Origin of the sequence: Pseudomonas lurida, assembly GCF_013522705.1 — a bacterium.
Classification (GTDB): domain Bacteria; phylum Pseudomonadota; class Gammaproteobacteria; order Pseudomonadales; family Pseudomonadaceae; genus Aquipseudomonas; species Aquipseudomonas quebecensis.
This window is the reverse complement of the sequence record NZ_JAAMRE010000006.1, coordinates 219,247-235,755: the sequence shown is the minus strand read 5'-3', so window position 1 is coordinate 235,755 and position 16,509 is coordinate 219,247. Positions and strand designations below refer to the sequence as shown.

Genomic DNA, 16,509 nt, shown 5'->3' with positions numbered 1-16,509 from the left:
ATCCCTCAAACCCGCGCTACCGGAACAATAGTCCTGCACGGCTGCGAGTTTTGCTTGCTCTGTGTACTTACCCATGACGCCCCCAAAGGTTGTGTCCAACCTTTGGGGGTCAGTTCACTCTGCGTGGTAACGCCTCCTGGGACGCTCCGCGTCCCGCCCAGCGCCGCAAGCTCAGGCTACTGCGCACAGGCGACGCGGAGCGTCACGGGCTGCATTCCCACGCGGGAGCGTGGGAACGATCTGTGCCGTGTTTGATCGTTCCCACGCTCTGCGTGGTAACGCCTCCTGGGACGCTCCGCGTCCCGCCCAGCGCCGCAAGCTCAGGCTACCGCGCACAGGCGACGCGGAGCGTCACGGGCTGCATTCCCACGCGGGAGCGTGGGAACGATCTGTGCCGTGTTTGATCGTTCCCACGCTCTGCGTGGTAACGCCTGCTGGGACGCTCCGCGTCCCGCCCAGCGCCGCAAGCTCAGGCTACTGCGCACAGGCGACGCGGAGCGTCACGGGCTGCATTCCCACGCGGGAGCGTGGGAACGATCTGTGCCTTGTTGGACACAGGACCCAAGCGCTCAAGGCTTGGCCATCACCGCCATGAACAACGGGGATTGCACAAAGCGTGTCAGCCAGTCCTGTAGCCGGTGATACGCAGTGCCTGCAAACCACTCCCGATCTACGTGGGCAAACTGGCGTACAAAGGGCGCCAGTGCCACATCGACAAGGCTCAGATGATCGGCCAGCAAATAATCTCGCTGCGCCAGCAATCCCTCCAGCTTTTGCAGGAACACCTCGCCCTCGGCCCGATAAAACGCCTTGGGCTGCTCCGGGTAGCGTTCGGCGTATTTGTATCGATTCAAGTGATACTTGAAGCGCTCGTCATTCTCGGCAATCAACGCCAGCACCGCCGGGTCACCGCCCAGTCGCCAGTCCTCGGGGTCGTGCCGGGCCAGGGCCCATTGCATGATCGCCAGGCTTTCATCAATCACCTGGCCGTCCACGCTCAGCACCGGCACGGTGCCTTTGGGCGACAATGCCAGCATTTCGGCCGGCTTGGCCTTGAGGCTCACCTCGACGATGCGTACCGGCACGCCGCTGTAGCGCAGTGCCAATCGCGCGCGCATGGCGTAGGGGCAGCGGCGGAACGAGTACAGCAGCGCTTGGCTCATTTGACCTCCAACGTACTCAGGCCGTTGCCCTGGCGCTTGACCTGGATCTGTACCGGGATGCGCTCGTGCATTTCCTGTACGTGGGAAATCACGGCGACTTTGCGGCCCTGGGCCTGCAAGCCATCCAACGCATCCATCGCCAATTGCAGGGATTCGGGGTCGAGGCTGCCGAAGCCTTCATCGATAAACAGCGATTCGATCTTCAGCGTACTGGACGCCATCGACGCCAGCCCCAGGGCCAATGCCAGCGACACCAGGAACGTCTCCCCGCCGGACAACGAATGCACCGAGCGCAGTTCGTCGCCCATTTCTGTGTCCATCACCAACAGGCCCAACATGCTGCCGCCGCGCTTGAGGCGATAGCGGCGCACCAGTTGACGCAGTTGCACATTGGCGTGGTGCACCAGCAGGTCGAGGTTGTAGGCCTGGGCGATCTTGCGGAATGTATCGCCGGTCGCCGAACCGATCAGTGCATTCAGGCGTGCCCAGCGCTGCCACTCGTCATAGGCTGTGGCGATCTCATGGGCCAGGGCGCTGTTGGCGTCCTGGCGACGCTGGTCCTCGGCCTGGCGCGCGCGCAGTTCGGCCACCTGTTTCTCGCCCTCGGCCAATTGCTGGTTGAGGGCGGCGAGGGTGCTGTCCAGCTGTTCGGCTTCCAGGTTGCCGTTGTGCAGGGCCTGGTGTTCCGCCAGGCGCTGTTGGCGCTCTTGCAGCAGGACCTTGGCTTGTTCGACGGCTTTCTCGCTGTGCTGCAGTTGCTGGCGCAGCGCGTTGATGCGCGCCTCGTCGAAGGCCAGCAGACGCGTCAGGCCAGTGTCATCGAGTTCGGGGTGCAGCGCGCGCCATTCGTGGATACGGGCGTCGAGCGCTTGCTGTTCCGCGAGCAGTGCCTGTTGGCGTTCCTGTCGGGCCTTGAGGTCGGCGGCCAGTTGCACCAGCGCGTCACGCGTCTCTTGCAGTTGCTGGTTGGCGTCGGTTTCGCCTTGGCGTGCGTGTACGACGGCCTGGTCCAGTTGTTGCTGCCACTGTTCGGCGCTGGCGTGCTCGCCCAGCAGGTGGCTGAGTGTTTCCTGGGCGGCGTGCTGTCGACTGGTCAGTTCGCCGACCTGCTGGGCCAGTGCTTCAAGTTGCTGCCGGCGATGCTGCTGGTGGGTCTGTTGTTTCTCGATGGCCTGTTGGCGTTCCTGTTGCTCGGCCAGCTCATCGCGCTGATGGCCCAACTGTTCCAGGCGTTGGCTGACTTGCTGGTCCAACTGCATGAAGGTTGCCGCAGGTTCCTTGCGCAGGCCTTCCAGGGTCTCGGCCGGCAGAAGATTGGCGAAGGCACTGAGTTCTTCGTCGAGGCGTTCGCGGTCGCTGGACAGTTCGCGCTGTTGATCCACCAGCAACTGGCGGGCTTGCTGGCTGGCGTCCTGGGCCGCTTGCAATTGTTGCTGCAAGCGCCCGGCGTTTTGTTGCAGGTTGAGCAAGGCCGCCTGGCGTTGTTCGTCCTGGCTGATGTTTTGCGTCAGTTGGGCCAGTTGTTGAGCCAGCCAGGGGCTGCGGTTGGCGGCGTCCTGGTTGAACAGGGAAGTGGCCAGCGGATGTGCATCCAGGCTGGGTTGCAGCGCCTGTTGTTGCGCGGCCAACTGTTCCTGCTGTTGCAGAAATTCCTTTTGCTGCGCGATCAGCCCGCCGACTTCGCCACGCAGGTCGGTGAGTTTTTCCTTGAGGGTGTCGACGGCTTTCTGCGCGGTGGCCTCTTCGGTTTCGTCATGGCGGCCAAGGCTTTGCAGCAGCGCTTCGGGTTGGTGATACGGGTGCTCATGGCTGCCGCACACCGGGCAGGGCTGGTCGTCCTGTAACTGTTCGCGCAATTCTTCGACGCTGGCACTGCGCGCCAGGCGTTGGCGTTCGAGCAGGTGCTTGGTCACCGTCAATGTCTGCTCGGCCACCGTCAGTTCCGCTTTAGCTTGCAGGCCGCTCTGGTTGAGTCGCTCGCGCTGTTGTCGGGCATCGGCGAGTTTCTGTGTCAGCGCGGCAGCTTGCAGGTCCAGCTGTTGCCGGCTGTCCCAGAGGCGCGTCAGGTCTTCGAAGGCGCGCTGTTGCTTGCGATTGTCCTGCAACAGGCTGGCGAGCAGTTGAATCTGTTCGGCCACCGCATGGGGTTCTGCGCCGGCTTCCTGATACAGCAGGTCCAGCGATTGGCGTTGTGCGCTGAACGTTTCGGCAGCGCGGGTGGCGCGCTCCTCCAATTGCGGCAGTTCGTCCTGGCCCTTCTTCAGGCGGTTACCAATCACCATCAGCTGTTGCAGGCGCTCGCGCTGGTAGGTCCAACCCTCACTCAAGGGTGCCAGGGCCGCACTGCGTTCCAGCTCGGCGCCCAGGCTTTGCAGGCGCTCGGCGACTTGAGCCTGCTTGTCCAGTAAGCCGTTGAGCAGGGCTTGGCCTTCGGTGCAGGCGGTTTGCTGCTGGAGGTGCTCTTCGGTGCGCTTGGCCAGGTCTTGGGTCAAGTGGGTGAGGGTGCTTTGTTCTTCGAAGGCCTGACGTAGCCGCGGGGCCGCGTCGCTCTGGTTCTTCAGGGCGTCGGCCAAGGCCGTTTGAGCGGCTGCCTGCTGGTGTTGAGCTTGCGCCTGGCGGGTCTGCAGCTCGCTCTGCTGTTGGATATGCTGCTGAATCTGCGCAGCCAAAGGTGTCAGCAGTGCGCTCAGTTCGGCCTGGCGTGCGAAGTGATGGCGTTGCGGCGCCAACTGCTCCAGGCGGAGCAGGTCCTGGCGTTGCTGGCTTTGACCGGCCCACTCGGCCTCGGCGCGTTGCAGTTGTTCGGTGGCGCTGAGTTGGCGTTCCTGCCACTCGCGCAATTCCTTGAGCCAGGTGTACTGCAACTCCAACTGCTTGAGTTGGGCCTGCCGGGTCTTGAGCTGCTGCTGCGCCTCGGCCAACTGTTGATCCAGTTCAGCGCGTGCTTCGCCAGTCAAAGGGACCACGCCGCTCGCTTGGTCCTGCAACTGCTTGTGCGCGTCCCTGGCTTCCTTGGCTTTGTCGAACGCGCGACGGCCGAGCTGGGTGTACAACGCGGTGTCGGTGAGCTTTTCCAGCAGTTCGCTGCGCTCGTTGTCATTGGCTTTGAGGAACGCGCTGAACTCACTCTGCGCCAGCAGCACGGCGCGGGTGAACTGTTCGAAGTTCAGCCCCAGGGCCAGTTCCAACTGGGTTTTGTATTCGGTTTTCTGGCTGGCCAGCAGTTGGTCACTGTCCAGGTCGATCAGGCTCTGACGGCTGTTCTGCAACTTGCCGCTGGCCTTGTCGCGGGCGCGGTTGGCCTCCCAGCGCGCACGATAGCGGCGGCCGCTGACACCGACGAAGTCCACCTCGGCATAGCCGCCGCCGGTGCCACGGCGGATCAGGGTGCGCGGGTCACCGATGGAAATATCACTGTCGGCATCCGGCATCTTCGCCTGGCCGGTGTCGCCCAGGCGTGGCACCGCACCAAACAGCGCCAGGCACAGCGCATCGAGCAAGGTGCTCTTGCCGGCGCCGGTGGGGCCGGTGATCGCGAACAACCCGGCACTGGCCAGGGGCTCGGCGGTAAAGTCGATCTCGAACGGGCCGGCCAGGGAGGCCAGGTTTTTCAGGCGAATGGCGAGAATCTTCATGGTTGCTCCTCCTGCTGCACTTCCTGGAGCAGCACGGCGAAGTCCTGCAAAGTCTGTTCATCCACTTCGCTGCCGTAGCTGTCCTGCCAGGCGCGGCTGAACAGCTCCTGGGGCGTGAGCTGGTCGAGTTCGATCAGGCGCTCATCGTCGGTGTCGTCGCCGCCGCGCTTGCCCGCGTACTCGGCAGCAATGCGCACCAGACGCACGGCCTTGCCTTGCAGGGCGCTTTCGATTTGCTGGCGCAGGTCCGGTTGCGGCTCGTCGAGGCGCACGCGCACTTCGAGCCAGGGGTGGCGCTGGGTTTCGGCGAGCAGGTCGATGTCGGGCAGGTCGGCGAGTTGTTTGAGGATGTCCGCCAACGGCGCGGCCTCCAGGCGTTGCAGGTCGACCGAACGGGGAACCAGGATCGGTTCGACACTCACCAGGCATTGGCCCTGGAAGGTGACGTCGAGTATCTGATGCTTATAGCCAATCTCCGAAAATGACAACGGAATCGGCGAGCCGCTGTAGCGAATGCGCTCTTCGCCATTGACCTTTTGCGGCTTGTGCAAATGGCCGAGGGCAACATAGCCGACACTGTTATCGAACAGGCTGGCGGGCAGCGCTTCGGCATTGCCGATGATCAGGCTGCGCTCGGAGTCTTCCGAGACCGAACCGCCGGCCATGTGCGCATGGCTGATGGCGATCAGCGCCTGGCCTTTTTTGCGCTTGGCGTTGGCGGCCGCGATCAGCCACTCATGCACTTGGCCGATCCCGCGCAGATAGTCGTCGCCCAGGTGCGCACCGGTGACTTCCGCCGGGCGCAAAAACGGCAAGGCCAGACACCAGGCGGCGATCTTGCCTTTGGCGTTCGGCAGCGGGATCAGCAGGCGCTCGGCGTCCAGTTGCCCGTCATCCAGCCACAGCACGCGGCCCAATGCATGGGTGTGCAAACGCCGCATCAACGGCGCGGGCAGTTCGATGCGCGAGCCGGAGTCGTGGTTGCCGGCGATCATCACGATGGTCAGGTTGGGGTTTTGTTCATGGGCGCTGATGATGAAGTCATACAGCCGCTCCTGGGCCTTGAGCGGCGGGTTGACCGTGTCGAAGATATCGCCGGCGATCAGCAACGCCTCCGGGCTATGGGCTTTGAGTTGGCCCAGCAGCCACTCAAGGAAACAGGCGTGTTCGAAGTCGCGGTCCTGGCCGTGGAGGTTTTGGCCCAGGTGCCAGTCGGAGGTGTGGAACAGACGCAAGGCGGACTCCAGAAACTCTAGTCAATGACCGCCGCAGGCATGAACGGCGGTGAAAAATGCAGAGTTTACCTAGATGAGCGGCGTCTTGCGCGCAAACCGAACAGGGAGCGAGGTGCGCGCTCCGTGTTGGTTGGCTTTACCGGACGACACAGGTGGTCAAGCGCCGCCAGGGTTTGGAATAGCCTTCCGGCACCCAGTTCAGGTCGGGGCGCGCGCCCTGCGACCAGTGCAGGCCCCTATAGTCGTAGCCGTCATAAGAGACTTCGTCGTTGAGCACATACTCCTGGGTGGCCTGCCACAAGGGCTTGCATGTCGGCAATGACTGCGCAGTGACGGAGACTTCATGAATGGCGCCGGCGCTGCGCCCATGGCGATCGGTAACAACCAGCGTGATCATGTGGTTGCCCGGGCTGGCGGGTGCCCGAAATATCGGATGAGCCTGCGTCGATGTGGCGGGTGTGAAACCCGTGGCTGTCCACGCGTAGGTCAATTGTTCGCCGCTGGAATCACCGCTGGACAGGGACAGGGCCATGTTCACCGATACCTCGCGTGCGCCGCTGATCTTCGCGATGGGCGGTGGGGTGGTCGGTGCGGCGAGAATCGTTACCGGGGCCGAGCGCTCCAACTCATAGGGGCCGGCCTTGATCACCACCTTGATGGTGGTAGGGGTGTCTTTGATGACCGCCGCCGCGGTATACACGCCCTGGGGACGATTCCCTATGCTGCCTTCGTACATGCCGGCGGTTCGGCTCCAGGCATAGCTCAATGGCAGGCCGGTGGGACTCTGCGCATCGACGCGGATCGGTAACTCACCGCCGGACGGGACTGTCGGCTGGATTTTCAGGGTAGCGGTGATCGGTGGTGGGGCGGGCCGGACCTTGATCGTCGCGTTCAGGCGTGTGGTGCCGTAGGTGCCTGAGACATCCACCGAAATGGGGTAGTGGGTGTCTTGCGCAACGTCCGGCGCTGTGAGGGTGAGCGAAGCCGTCGTGCCCTCGCTGGGGATGAAGTCGGCGGCTGTCCAGTGGTAGCGCAACGGGTTGCGACGTGAGTCGGCGGCGATGACGCTGACCAGAAAGGTTTGATTGGCATCGACCTCCTGCGGCACACGCAGCTGGGCGGCAGGCGGCTCGCCAATAAAGGCCGGGTAAAAGTTTGCCAGCGTGTCCCGTCGCAGGTTGATGACGCGTGCGCTGTTATTGATCTTTGCCACGCCCATGGGCAAGCCGTCGTAGGTGTGATCGGGGTTGGACCAGTAGTTCACCCTTGGGCACTGAACAGGCGACAGGCACTCGTATGACATGATCGTGCGCCAGAAGGGCGGCTGGGTGGTTTGCCGGTAGCCGAAGCCGTCGCCATGGACGCCTGCCGGCACGTCTGAGTTATGACTTAACCCGAAGTTGTGGCCCATCTCGTGGGCAAAGACGTAGTTGCCGGTCGGGCAGCTTAAAACACTGAATGCATACGCTTTGGGTGCGTTCACATACGCCAACCCGCACAGTCCCCTGGCGTTGGTAACCAACACTACCAGGTCGGCTTTTTGCTGTTCGCGCAAGGCATGCACGGGTGCGCCGAGGGTGGCGTCTGTGGGGTCCCGCAGACTTTTCAACATCGCGTCATAGCCATCCGCGCCAGAAATATCGTCGTAGTCGAGGTGATAAACCCCTGCATTCTGGAAAAACACCGGCACTTCGCTTAGGGTCATGCCACGGTTGGCCTCGGCGAACATCAGCGTTGCGAGCCCGTCCATGTCCGGCCATGCCATCCTGGCGCCGTTGGTGAATACCAGCATCACGCGCACCGTGCTCAGGGGGCTGGCAGCTTCTTTCGAGGGGCGGGTACCCCGTGTTTTGGCGCCCTGCTTGCCGGTGCTCCCGGCGGGCCGTTCGGCATCGCCCGGATAGCGGGTTTCGTCCACCTTGACGATCACGTGTCTGCCATCGCCTATCGGCATCAGCAGGTAGAGCTGGCCCTTATAGCGAATTGAACCGGTGATGTTGTCGTCGTGACGTGCCAGCGTCACGGTATTAAGGCCATCTTCGGGCACTTCTTTATGGGCGGTAGAGGCCTGCCGGGCGTGGCTGCGCTGGTCCGGCAGGCGCGCATGCCAGACCAGCATGCCCGGCTTCTGGCGGTACGATTCAACCCTGTCGGCGACCACAACCACGCCATCCTCCAGGGGCAGCGCGAGGTTCCTGGTGCCCGCCGTCAGCAACCGAGGGTGCAGGGTCACCTGGTTAACCTGCGATGTGGTCGGGTCGCTGAGCAGTGCCTGCAAGGCAGCGTTGCGCGGTTGCGCGACGCTGGCCTGGGCCGACACCGCATCGCCGAGGATAAACAGCTCCTCGACGGCAAAGCTGCGCGAGCACACCAACAACAAGAGCGCGAGCAGCGCATAGGACGTGAGTTTGTTCATGATTTGCCATTGCTCCTGAGCGCATCACCGGTCGGTCTTAACGTTCAGGTATGTAAGGGCAGGGGCTGGGCGGCTGGCTACTGTCAGAAATCACAGTTACGACGGGTGGCAGGGAGGGAGTGGGCTGACTCTCATTACTGGGAACCAGCCCATTTGCGCTATCACCCAGCGTGCAGGCACTCCAGCGCGCGGTCGGCCAGGGTGCTGGCCATGTCGATCAGGTGCTGCGTGGCGCCGGCCATATGGCGCTGCTCGCCGCTCAAGCCCTGGGTGGTGTCGGATGCGGTGGCGGCGGCGCAGCGCAGCAGGTCGCAGAGCTGGGCGAGGGCGTCTTCGAAGCTGAGGTCGTGGTGCACGGTGAAGGATGGCGGTGAGTCGGGTTGCAGGTAATGACGCAGGGCGCGGTCGAGAATGTCGCGGTCGAGGGTGAAACGGGGTGGGTCGGGGACGATTTTGTTCATGAGTGAAGCTCCTGAAAAGTGGGAGCCAATCTTTTACCGATCTCACTCGGCGAAAGGTGGCAGCTATGTGCGGGGTGAGATTACCGGTCAGGAAGCACCCGGTCAGACCGAAGTCTGCCCGCACACAGCCGCCATAGAGCATGTTGCTCGCGGTTGTGGCGCTTGGCTTTCTGTTCACAGGATCTCACCCCTGATCGCTGATAGGCAGCGACGGAGCGAAGGCTAGCCAGTGGAACAAGCAGGCGCAAGGCCGTGGGATTGTCTAGGAAACGTCCTGCAAATTAAAGGGATATGGATTGCTGGCCTTTAACAATGCATGTCGATCAGGCAGCACAGGTTAAAGATGGGAGGGGCGGTGCGACGATTCGACTTGCCCCCAATAGCGGCGTGTCAGTCCGCTCATCTACAACTGACCCACCGCTATCGGGGCATAGGTATCTACACAACTTTGGTTCAACGCTGAACGCCCGGCAGATAGGGCTGTTGTGGCGAGCGGGCTTGTCCCGCGTTGGGCTGCGCAGCAGCCCCAGTAAAGAAGAATGCGCTGTATCAGACACTCTGTAGAGGCTGCTTTTGGGGCCGCTTCGCCGCCCAACGCGGGACGAGCCCGCTCGCCACAGGGGGATTTGTCAGGATCTGAAAGTTGTGTAGATACCCATGGCTATCGGGGGCAAGCCCCCTCCCGACTTTTTATGTGTGGTGTGTCAGGGATGTAGGGGCTTATTTGGGATACAGCGGTGGCAAGCTGGTGGTGTCCGTGGCCGGGTCCGGTTCGCGCTCGGCCATGGGGATGGCTTTGACCGCGCGCCACAGGTCTTCGCCCAGCCAGTACTGGCCGCTCTCGCTGTACAGCGCACCGTTCAACCCATCCAGCGCGTCCGACAGCGGCACGAAGCGCGCCGCCATGTCCGCCAGGGTTTCCGGTTGCTGGCGCGCCCAGGCGTCCAGGGCCTGGCGAGTGGCCTGGGGGTCGTTGGCCTGAGTGGCGCGCTTGAGGTCGTCGAGCAGGGTGCGCGGGCTCGGGCCGGTTTGCGTCGCGCGCTGCACGGCGGGTTGCCGACGCGCGCGCCACCACAGGCCGAAGCCCAGCAGGGTGGTGCAGGCCAGCAGCAAGGTGCTCAGTTGCCACAGCCACAGGCGGCTGTCGTCCGGGGCGGTGATGATGGTCGGCGTGGCGGGGGTGTCCACCACCAGGCTGGGGTTGTTGGCCACTTGCAGGGTGCGCGCCGGCAGGCTGGTGCGCTCCAGGTGGTCTTCGTGGGTGTTCCACCACACCACGTCGACGGCCGGCAGCTCCAGCGCGCCGGCGCGGTTGGGCACCAGCGCCTCGCGGTCTTCGCGGCTGCCGACCAGGCCGCGCTCGCTGGTCTGGTTGGCCAGCACCGGTTGGTCCGGGTAGCGGCGCAGGCCGGCGATGTCGGTGCTGGGCAGGGCCGGCAGTTGTGCGCTGGAGAGACCCTCGGCCTTGACCGTGAGGCTGCGGGTCAGCGAGTCACCCACTTGCACCTGCGCAGGCTCGGGGTTCCAGCTTTCGCTCAAGGTGAGGCTGCGGGCCGGTAGCCAGGGCGCATCGGCAGGGTAGAGCGACGGCTTGGGCCGGACCGTCAGCCGCAAGGGTGCGGAGCTGACATGGATCAGCTTGCCCGGCTTGGTGCCCTGCAGCGTATTGTCCTGGGGCGGGCGCGCTTCCACCAAGGTGGCGCTGAAAGTCTGCGCACCCACCTCCAGGCTGCCGCTGTGCTGGGGGTAGAGGGCGTAGCGAGTTTCGATCACGCCATGGCGAATACTGTTGATGACTTTTTCATAGGTGCGCGATTCGCCCAGTTGCTCGACGCGCGCGTCGGCGATCTGCAACGGCGTGAGGCTGCTGTCGTCATACAGCGACACCGAGTGGTATACGCGCACGGTCAACAGCGCCTGGGCCTGGACATACACGCTGGACTGGTCGAGGCTGGCTTCGACGAACACCGGCGCCAGTTCCGCGCTGGTGTTCTGGCTGGCGGTTTCCATGACCTGCAGGCTGATCGGCTGGGTCTGAAGGTCGCCCACTTGCAGGGGCGGGATCACCACCGTGCCGTTTTCCTTGGGCAGCAAGGTGATGATCCAGCGCGTGGTGGCGTGGTTGTCGCCGCCCAGGGTGGTGAGTTGGTTGATCTGGCGCGTGCCGCTGACTTCAAACTGCGCATCCAGCGGCGACAGGTCCGGTTTACCGAACTGGGTGGCATCGCTGGACTCCACTGTCAGCTCCACCGTTTCACCGGAGTTCAGCCGGCTGCGGTCGACGCTGGCAACCAGGTTCGCCGCCTGGGCGGCGCTGGTCGATAACGCGAGCAGAAGCAGTAGGGTGGGGCGGCTCATCGAGTCTTGTCCTGATGTTGTTGCTGTTCGTACCAGAATTTGCGCCGCAGCAGTTCGCCGGGGTTGTCCGGAATCTGCCGCAGCCATTGTTCCAGGGCCTGGCGTTGTTCGCTCAGGCTGGCGTCGGAGCGGCGCAGCGGCGGCGTGGTGGTTTGCTCGTCGCCCAGCTCGCTGCCCGGCACCTCGTTGCTGCCAGTCGTGGGTTTGACGCCGGACTGGGTATCGGTGCTGCCGGATTTGCCTTGGCCCTGGGTGGACTCTTCACCGCCGGTGGCGGTCTGCCCATCGGCGCCCGGTTGCGCAGTCTGGCTGGGTTGGGGTGTTTCGTCATCCGGGTTTTTTGCCGGTTGCTCGGGTTTTTGCTCGGCCTGCGCCTGGGCCTGTTCCTGTATCAAGGCTTCGACCAGGGCTTTGTTTTTCAGCGCCGGGTGCAGGTCGGGCTGGGCTTCGAGGGCTTGGTCGTAGGCATCCACCGCCGCCTCCAGCTCGCCGGCCTTGGCCAGGGCGTTGCCGCGGTTGTAGTGGGCGAACGCGTCATTGCTTTCGGCAAAACGTTTGGCCGCTTCGGCGTAGTTGCCCGACTCATACAGCGCCACGCCTTGCCATTGCCGGTCTTCGAAACGCTCGGCGGCTTGCGCGGGGCGTTTTTTCTTCAGCAGGTACTGGCCTTGCTGGTCGGGGCGCAGCCACAAATCCTGCAGCTCGAACGCGTAGCTCGGCTGGGGCGCGCCCAGCAGCAACAAAGGCAGGCAGAACAGCCACCCCCGGCGCCCGGCGCAGGCGGCGAGCATCAGTAACGGCAGCAGCAACCAGTAACCCTGGTCGGCCCAAGTATCCAGGCGCAGGCGTTGCCCGTCGTCGCGCATGGCTTGCGGGGCGTCCAGTACGCCGAGCTGGCGCAGGTCCTTGTCATCCAGGCGTGCAGCGCGATAACGACCGCCCATTTCGCTGGCGAAGGCTTTGAGGGTCGGGCTGTCCAGGCGCGGCACCAGGATTGCGCCCTGTTCGTCCTTGAGGAACTCACCGCTCTCCTGGGCCACGGGCGTGCCCTCGCGGCTGCCGATGCCGAGGATCGACAGGCTCGGCGCCTGGGCGCTCTGCAGCAACAGCCGGATGCCTTGGCGCTCTTGTTTGGACAACGACGAGCCGATCAGCAACAGACGCCCCTGGCCCAGGCTGGCCTGGTTCAGCAGGGCCAGGGCTTTTTCCACGGCCAGGTCGGCGCGGTGCCCCGGCTCGGGCATGATCGAGGGACGCAGGGCTTCCAGCAGGTTGCCGCTGGTGGCCAGGTCGTCCGACAAGGGCACGAGCGTGTGGGCGCTGCCGGCGTACACCACGATGGCGGTCTGCGCATCGCTGCGGGCGCGCAGCAAGTCATACAGCTTGCGCCGCGCCTGCTCCAGGCGGTTGGGTGGGGCATCGGTGGCGAGCATTTCCGGGGTCAGCTCCAGCAGCACCACCAGCGGGTCGGCAGGTTTCTGGCTGGACTGTTCCACGCGTTGCCAGCTCGGACCGAGCAAGGCCAGTACCGCCAGCAGCCAGGCAATACCCAGCACGACCCACGGTGATTTGCTTTCGCGGCCGCTGCCGCCGCTGAGCAGCACGGCATGGAAGGCCGGCGGCAGGATGACCTGCCAGCGCCCGGCGCGTTTTTGCCGGTGCCACAGTTGCCACAGCAACCAGCCGAGCAATGGCAGCAGCAACAGCCACCAGGGGCGAAACCAGTGCGGCCACAGAGCGATCATCGGCGCCCCCGTAAACGCAGGCGCTTGAGACGTTGGCGCCACTGCGGCTTGGGTGGCAGGAATAAACCCTTGCTGGCCAATTTATCGAAGCCGCGTTGCAGCGCGTTGTTCGGCCAACGTTCCTGGATCACCAGCAACACGCTCAGGATCAACGCCAGCGCCAGCGGCGCGCTGTACAGCGCGTGTGCCGGGCGGGCCTGGGTGGGTTGCTGCTCAACCGGTTCGAGGGTGTCCAGAGTCTGCTTGATCGCTTGCAGCTGCGCGCCATCCCGGGCTCGAAAGTACTGGCCCCCCGTGGCCTCGGCAATCGCCCTGAGCGAGGGTTCGTCAAGGTCCAGGCTGGGGTTGACGCCGAGGATGCCCAGCGAGCCGTTTTGCTCCGGGTCGGCCCCAATGCCGATGGGGTAGATCTTTACGCCTTCTTCGGCGGCCAGGCGCGCGGCGGTCAGCGGGTCGATCTGCCCGGCATTGTTGGCGCCGTCGGTGACCAGGATCAGTACGCGGCTCTGGGCCGGGCGTTGGCGCAGGCGTTTCAAGGCCAGGCCGATGGCATCGCCGATGGCCGTGTTCTTGCCTGCGATGCCGATGCGCGCCTCGTCCAGCCAGGTGCGCACGGTCCGCCTGTCAAAGGTCAGGGGCGCCTGCAGGTAGGCCTGGCTGCCGAACAGGATCAAGCCCACGCGGTCGCCTTCGCGACTTTCGAGAAAATCGCCGAGCAGGTGTTTGACCAGGTTCAGGCGGCTGATGTCTTCGTCCTGCCAGTGCATATCGGGGAAGTCCATGGAGCCGGAAACGTCCACCGCCACCAGCAGGTCGCGGCCACTGGCGGCGATCGGCAAGGGTTCGCCGAGCCATTCGGGGCGCGCGGCGGCGGTCAGCAACAGCAGCCACAGCACCACGAACGGCGCTTGCTGGCGCCAGCCCGGCAGGTTGGAGCGCGCGCGACGGCGTGCCAGGCCTTCGAGGTCGCTGAGGTAGCTGACTTTCAGCGCCGGTTCGCCGCTGTCGGCCGCCGGCAGGATCAGCCGCATCAACCAGGGCAGCGGCAGCAAGAGGAAGACCCATGGCCAGGCGAACTCAAACATGTTTGCGGATCCAGGTGTCGACGGCCTGGGTCAGGCCGGCGATGGCCTTGTCGTCGAGTTTGCATTCGGGCTTGTACGCACCTTCCACCAGCACCATCCAGCGCGTCAGGCCCGCGGCGGGGCAGCGATTGTCGAGGAATGCCAGCCATTTTCGGCCGTTGAGGGTATGGCTCTGGCTGTAGGGGTAGTCGTTGCGGCACAGGCGTTTGAGCAGGCCGTTGAGTTGCTGCAGCCAGGCGCCGGCGGGCGCGCCGTCATAGGGCTTGGGCATCAGCGCAAGCTCGGCGAGGGCGGCGATGCGCAGCGGGTCCAGCGGTTGCTCGGTGCGCACCGCCGGGCGGCGGGTCGGCAAAAAACGGCGCAGCGACCACAGGCCCCAGCCCAGCAGCGGTATCAGCAACAGCAACAGCCACCAGCCTGGCGCGGGCGGCCAGAAACCAATGGCCGGCGGGGCAATCAGCGGTTGCAGTTGATCGAGGCTGCTCATTGCTTTTTAACCGGGCGTTGCGGGTTGAGGTATTCGCGCAGTTGCTCGACCATTTCGCTCTGGGTGCTCAAGGGCATCAGCAAGACACGTAGTTTCTGCGCGAGCAATTCCCAGCGGGCGATGCGGGCTTCGGCCTGAGCCTTGTAGGCCTGGCGCAGATCGTAATTGAGCGTGTCCAGTTCCAGTTGCGCACCCCGTTCGGCGAAGCGCAGCAGCCCGGCGGCGGGCAGGGCATGGTCGAGCGGGTCGCAGACTGGCAGCAGCAACAGGTCGCAATGGCGCGACAGCAGGCTCAATTGCTGCTCGGCGCCGTCGCTCAACGCGCGTTCGTCGCAGATCACGATCACCAGGCTGCCCGGGCGCAGGACCTCGCGGCCACGACGCAGGGCCATGCCCAAGGCATCGGCTTCGGGGCGGGTTTCGGTATTCAGGCTCTGGTTGACCCGCACCAGGCGGTTGAGCAATTGCAGCAGGCTTTGCTTGCTGCGGCGTGGCTTGATTTCGTAATGCTCGTTGTCGCCGAACACCAGCCCACCGACCCGGTCGTTATGCCCCAGCGCCGCCCAACCGATCAGGCTGGCGGCCTGGGCGGCGAGCACTGACTTGAACATCTGGCCGGAGCCGAAAAACAGCCGGCAGCTTTGCTCGACCATGATGAAAATCGGGCGCTCGCGCTCTTCGTGGAACAGCTTGGTGTGCGGCTCCTGAGTGCGCGCAGTCACGCGCCAGTCAATGGTGCGCACGTCATCGCCGGCCTGGTACACGCGCACCTGGTCAAAGTCCACACCGCGCCCGCGCAGCTTGGAATGGTGCAGGCCGATCAAAGGGCTGCGCTGGCTCGGCGTGGAAAACAGCTGCACTTCACGCACGCGGTGGCGCATTTCAATCAGCTCGCTGAGCGTGACGCGGATTCCATCACCGGCATTCATAGCCTTCAAGCGACGGCAACGACGTCGAGAATGCGTTGCACCACGCGGTCCTGGTCGATCCCGGCGGCTTCGGCCTCGAACGACAGGATGATGCGGTGGCGCAGCACGTCGAACAGTACGGCCTGGATATCTTCCGGGCTTACGAAGTCGCGCCCGGCCAGCCAGGCGTGGGCGCGTGCGCAGCGGTCCAGGGCGATGGAACCGCGCGGGCTGGCGCCGTAGGCGATCCATTCGGCCATTTCCGGGTCGAACTTGGCCGGTGTGCGCGTGGCCATAACCAGTTGCACCAGGTACTCCTCCACCGCATCGGCCATATACAGGCCGAGGATTTCCTTGCGAGCGGCGAAGATCGCCTGCTGGCTGACGCGGCGCTCGGGTTTGGTTTCACCGTTGAGCGCTTCGCCGCGCGCCTGCTGCAGGATGCGCCGCTCCACGGTGGCATCGGGAAAACCGATCTTGACGTGCATCAGGAAACGGTCGAGCTGGGCTTCGGGCAGCGGGTAGGTGCCTTCCTGTTCGATGGGGTTTTGCGTGGCCATCACCAGGAACAACGGCGACAGGTCGTAGGTGCTGCGCCCCACGCTGACCTGGCGTTCGGCCATGGCTTCGAGCAGGGCCGATTGCACCTTGGCGGGGGCGCGGTTGATCTCGTCCGCCAGCACCAGATTGTGGAAGATCGGCCCCTGTTGGAACACGAAACTGCCGGTTTCCGGGCGATAGATCTCGGTGCCGGTGATGTCGGCGGGCAGCAGGTCGGGAGTGAACTGAATACGATGGAACTGCGCTTCGATGCCCTCGGCCAGCTCTTTGATGGCCTTGGTCTTGGCCAGGCCCGGCGCGCCTTCGACCAGCATATGGCCGTCGGCGAGCAGGGCGATGAGCAGGCGCTCGATGAGCTTTTCCTGGCCGAGAATCTGCGTAGAAAGAAAGGTTCGCAGCGCAAGCAGCGCTTCACGATGTTCCATCGATGACGGTTCCTGGAAAGAAGAGCCCGC

11 protein-coding genes are annotated in these 16,509 nt (G+C 64.3%); all 11 read right to left on the bottom strand.

Translation table 11 applies throughout. The annotated features are described in order from the left end of the window. Window positions 1–569 precede the first annotated feature (569 nt). Window positions 570–1,163 (bottom strand): glutathione S-transferase, encoded by a 594-nt coding sequence (locus G7025_RS08050; protein ID WP_181077966.1) that lies wholly within the window; start codon window positions 1,161–1,163, stop codon window positions 570–572. Then, a complete protein-coding gene (locus tag G7025_RS08045) occupies window positions 1,160–4,798 on the bottom strand; it encodes an AAA family ATPase (protein WP_181077963.1) in 3,639 nt (1,212 codons plus the stop codon). The genes G7025_RS08050 and G7025_RS08045 overlap by 4 nt, the downstream gene beginning before the upstream one ends. After that, window positions 4,795–6,033: an exonuclease SbcCD subunit D C-terminal domain-containing protein gene (locus tag G7025_RS08040; protein WP_181077962.1), complete on the bottom strand. Its 1,239-nt coding sequence runs from the start codon at window positions 6,031–6,033 to the stop codon at window positions 4,795–4,797. The genes G7025_RS08045 and G7025_RS08040 overlap by 4 nt, the downstream gene beginning before the upstream one ends. 136 nt (window positions 6,034–6,169) lie before the next feature. After that, window positions 6,170–8,449, bottom strand: a complete 2,280-nt coding sequence (locus tag G7025_RS08035; RefSeq protein ID WP_181077960.1) for a M12 family metallo-peptidase — start codon at window positions 8,447–8,449, stop codon at window positions 6,170–6,172. Window positions 8,450–8,610: 161 nt separating this feature from the next. After that, complete coding sequence (locus G7025_RS08030; protein ID WP_181077958.1) at window positions 8,611–8,910, bottom strand: DUF6124 family protein; 300 nt, start codon at window positions 8,908–8,910, stop codon at window positions 8,611–8,613. A gap of 720 nt (window positions 8,911–9,630) precedes the next feature. After that, on the bottom strand, window positions 9,631–11,268 hold the full coding sequence (locus tag G7025_RS08025) for a BatD family protein (protein WP_181077956.1): 1,638 nt from the start codon (window positions 11,266–11,268) through the stop codon (window positions 9,631–9,633). After that, on the bottom strand, window positions 11,265–13,013 hold the full coding sequence (locus G7025_RS08020; protein WP_181077954.1) for a tetratricopeptide repeat protein: 1,749 nt from the start codon (window positions 13,011–13,013) through the stop codon (window positions 11,265–11,267). Before G7025_RS08020 ends, G7025_RS08025 begins: the two co-directional genes overlap by 4 nt. Then, on the bottom strand, window positions 13,010–14,098 hold the full coding sequence (locus tag G7025_RS08015; RefSeq protein WP_181077952.1) for a vWA domain-containing protein: 1,089 nt from the start codon (window positions 14,096–14,098) through the stop codon (window positions 13,010–13,012). Before G7025_RS08015 ends, G7025_RS08020 begins: the two co-directional genes overlap by 4 nt. Further along, the gene (locus G7025_RS08010) at window positions 14,091–14,585 is read right to left on the bottom strand and encodes a DUF4381 domain-containing protein (RefSeq protein ID WP_181077950.1); all 495 of its coding nucleotides are present in this window, start codon (window positions 14,583–14,585) and stop codon (window positions 14,091–14,093) included. The genes G7025_RS08015 and G7025_RS08010 overlap by 8 nt, the downstream gene beginning before the upstream one ends. After that, the gene (locus G7025_RS08005; protein ID WP_181077949.1) at window positions 14,582–15,514 is read right to left on the bottom strand and encodes a DUF58 domain-containing protein; all 933 of its coding nucleotides are present in this window, start codon (window positions 15,512–15,514) and stop codon (window positions 14,582–14,584) included. The genes G7025_RS08010 and G7025_RS08005 overlap by 4 nt, the downstream gene beginning before the upstream one ends. 5 nt (window positions 15,515–15,519) lie before the next feature. Then, entirely contained in the window at window positions 15,520–16,479 is a 960-nt protein-coding gene (locus G7025_RS08000; RefSeq protein ID WP_034098224.1) for an AAA family ATPase, read from the bottom strand. Between the last annotated feature and the right edge of the window lie 30 nt (window positions 16,480–16,509).

Coding starts and splice junctions, on each gene's coding strand:
- G7025_RS08025 (WP_181077956.1), bottom strand. CDS start 11,268: ATGAGCCGCCCCACCCTACTGCTTCTGCTCGCGTTATCGACCAGCGCC.
- G7025_RS08020 (WP_181077954.1), bottom strand. CDS start 13,013: ATGATCGCTCTGTGGCCGCACTGGTTTCGCCCCTGGTGGCTGTTGCTG.
- G7025_RS08015 (WP_181077952.1), bottom strand. CDS start 14,098: ATGTTTGAGTTCGCCTGGCCATGGGTCTTCCTCTTGCTGCCGCTGCCC.
- G7025_RS08030 (WP_181077958.1), bottom strand. CDS start 8,910: ATGAACAAAATCGTCCCCGACCCACCCCGTTTCACCCTCGACCGCGAC.
- G7025_RS08045 (WP_181077963.1), bottom strand. CDS start 4,798: ATGAAGATTCTCGCCATTCGCCTGAAAAACCTGGCCTCCCTGGCCGGC.
- G7025_RS08000 (WP_034098224.1), bottom strand. CDS start 16,479: ATGGAACATCGTGAAGCGCTGCTTGCGCTGCGAACCTTTCTTTCTACG.
- G7025_RS08035 (WP_181077960.1), bottom strand. CDS start 8,449: ATGAACAAACTCACGTCCTATGCGCTGCTCGCGCTCTTGTTGTTGGTG.
- G7025_RS08010 (WP_181077950.1), bottom strand. CDS start 14,585: ATGAGCAGCCTCGATCAACTGCAACCGCTGATTGCCCCGCCGGCCATT.
- G7025_RS08050 (WP_181077966.1), bottom strand. CDS start 1,163: ATGAGCCAAGCGCTGCTGTACTCGTTCCGCCGCTGCCCCTACGCCATG.
- G7025_RS08005 (WP_181077949.1), bottom strand. CDS start 15,514: ATGAATGCCGGTGATGGAATCCGCGTCACGCTCAGCGAGCTGATTGAA.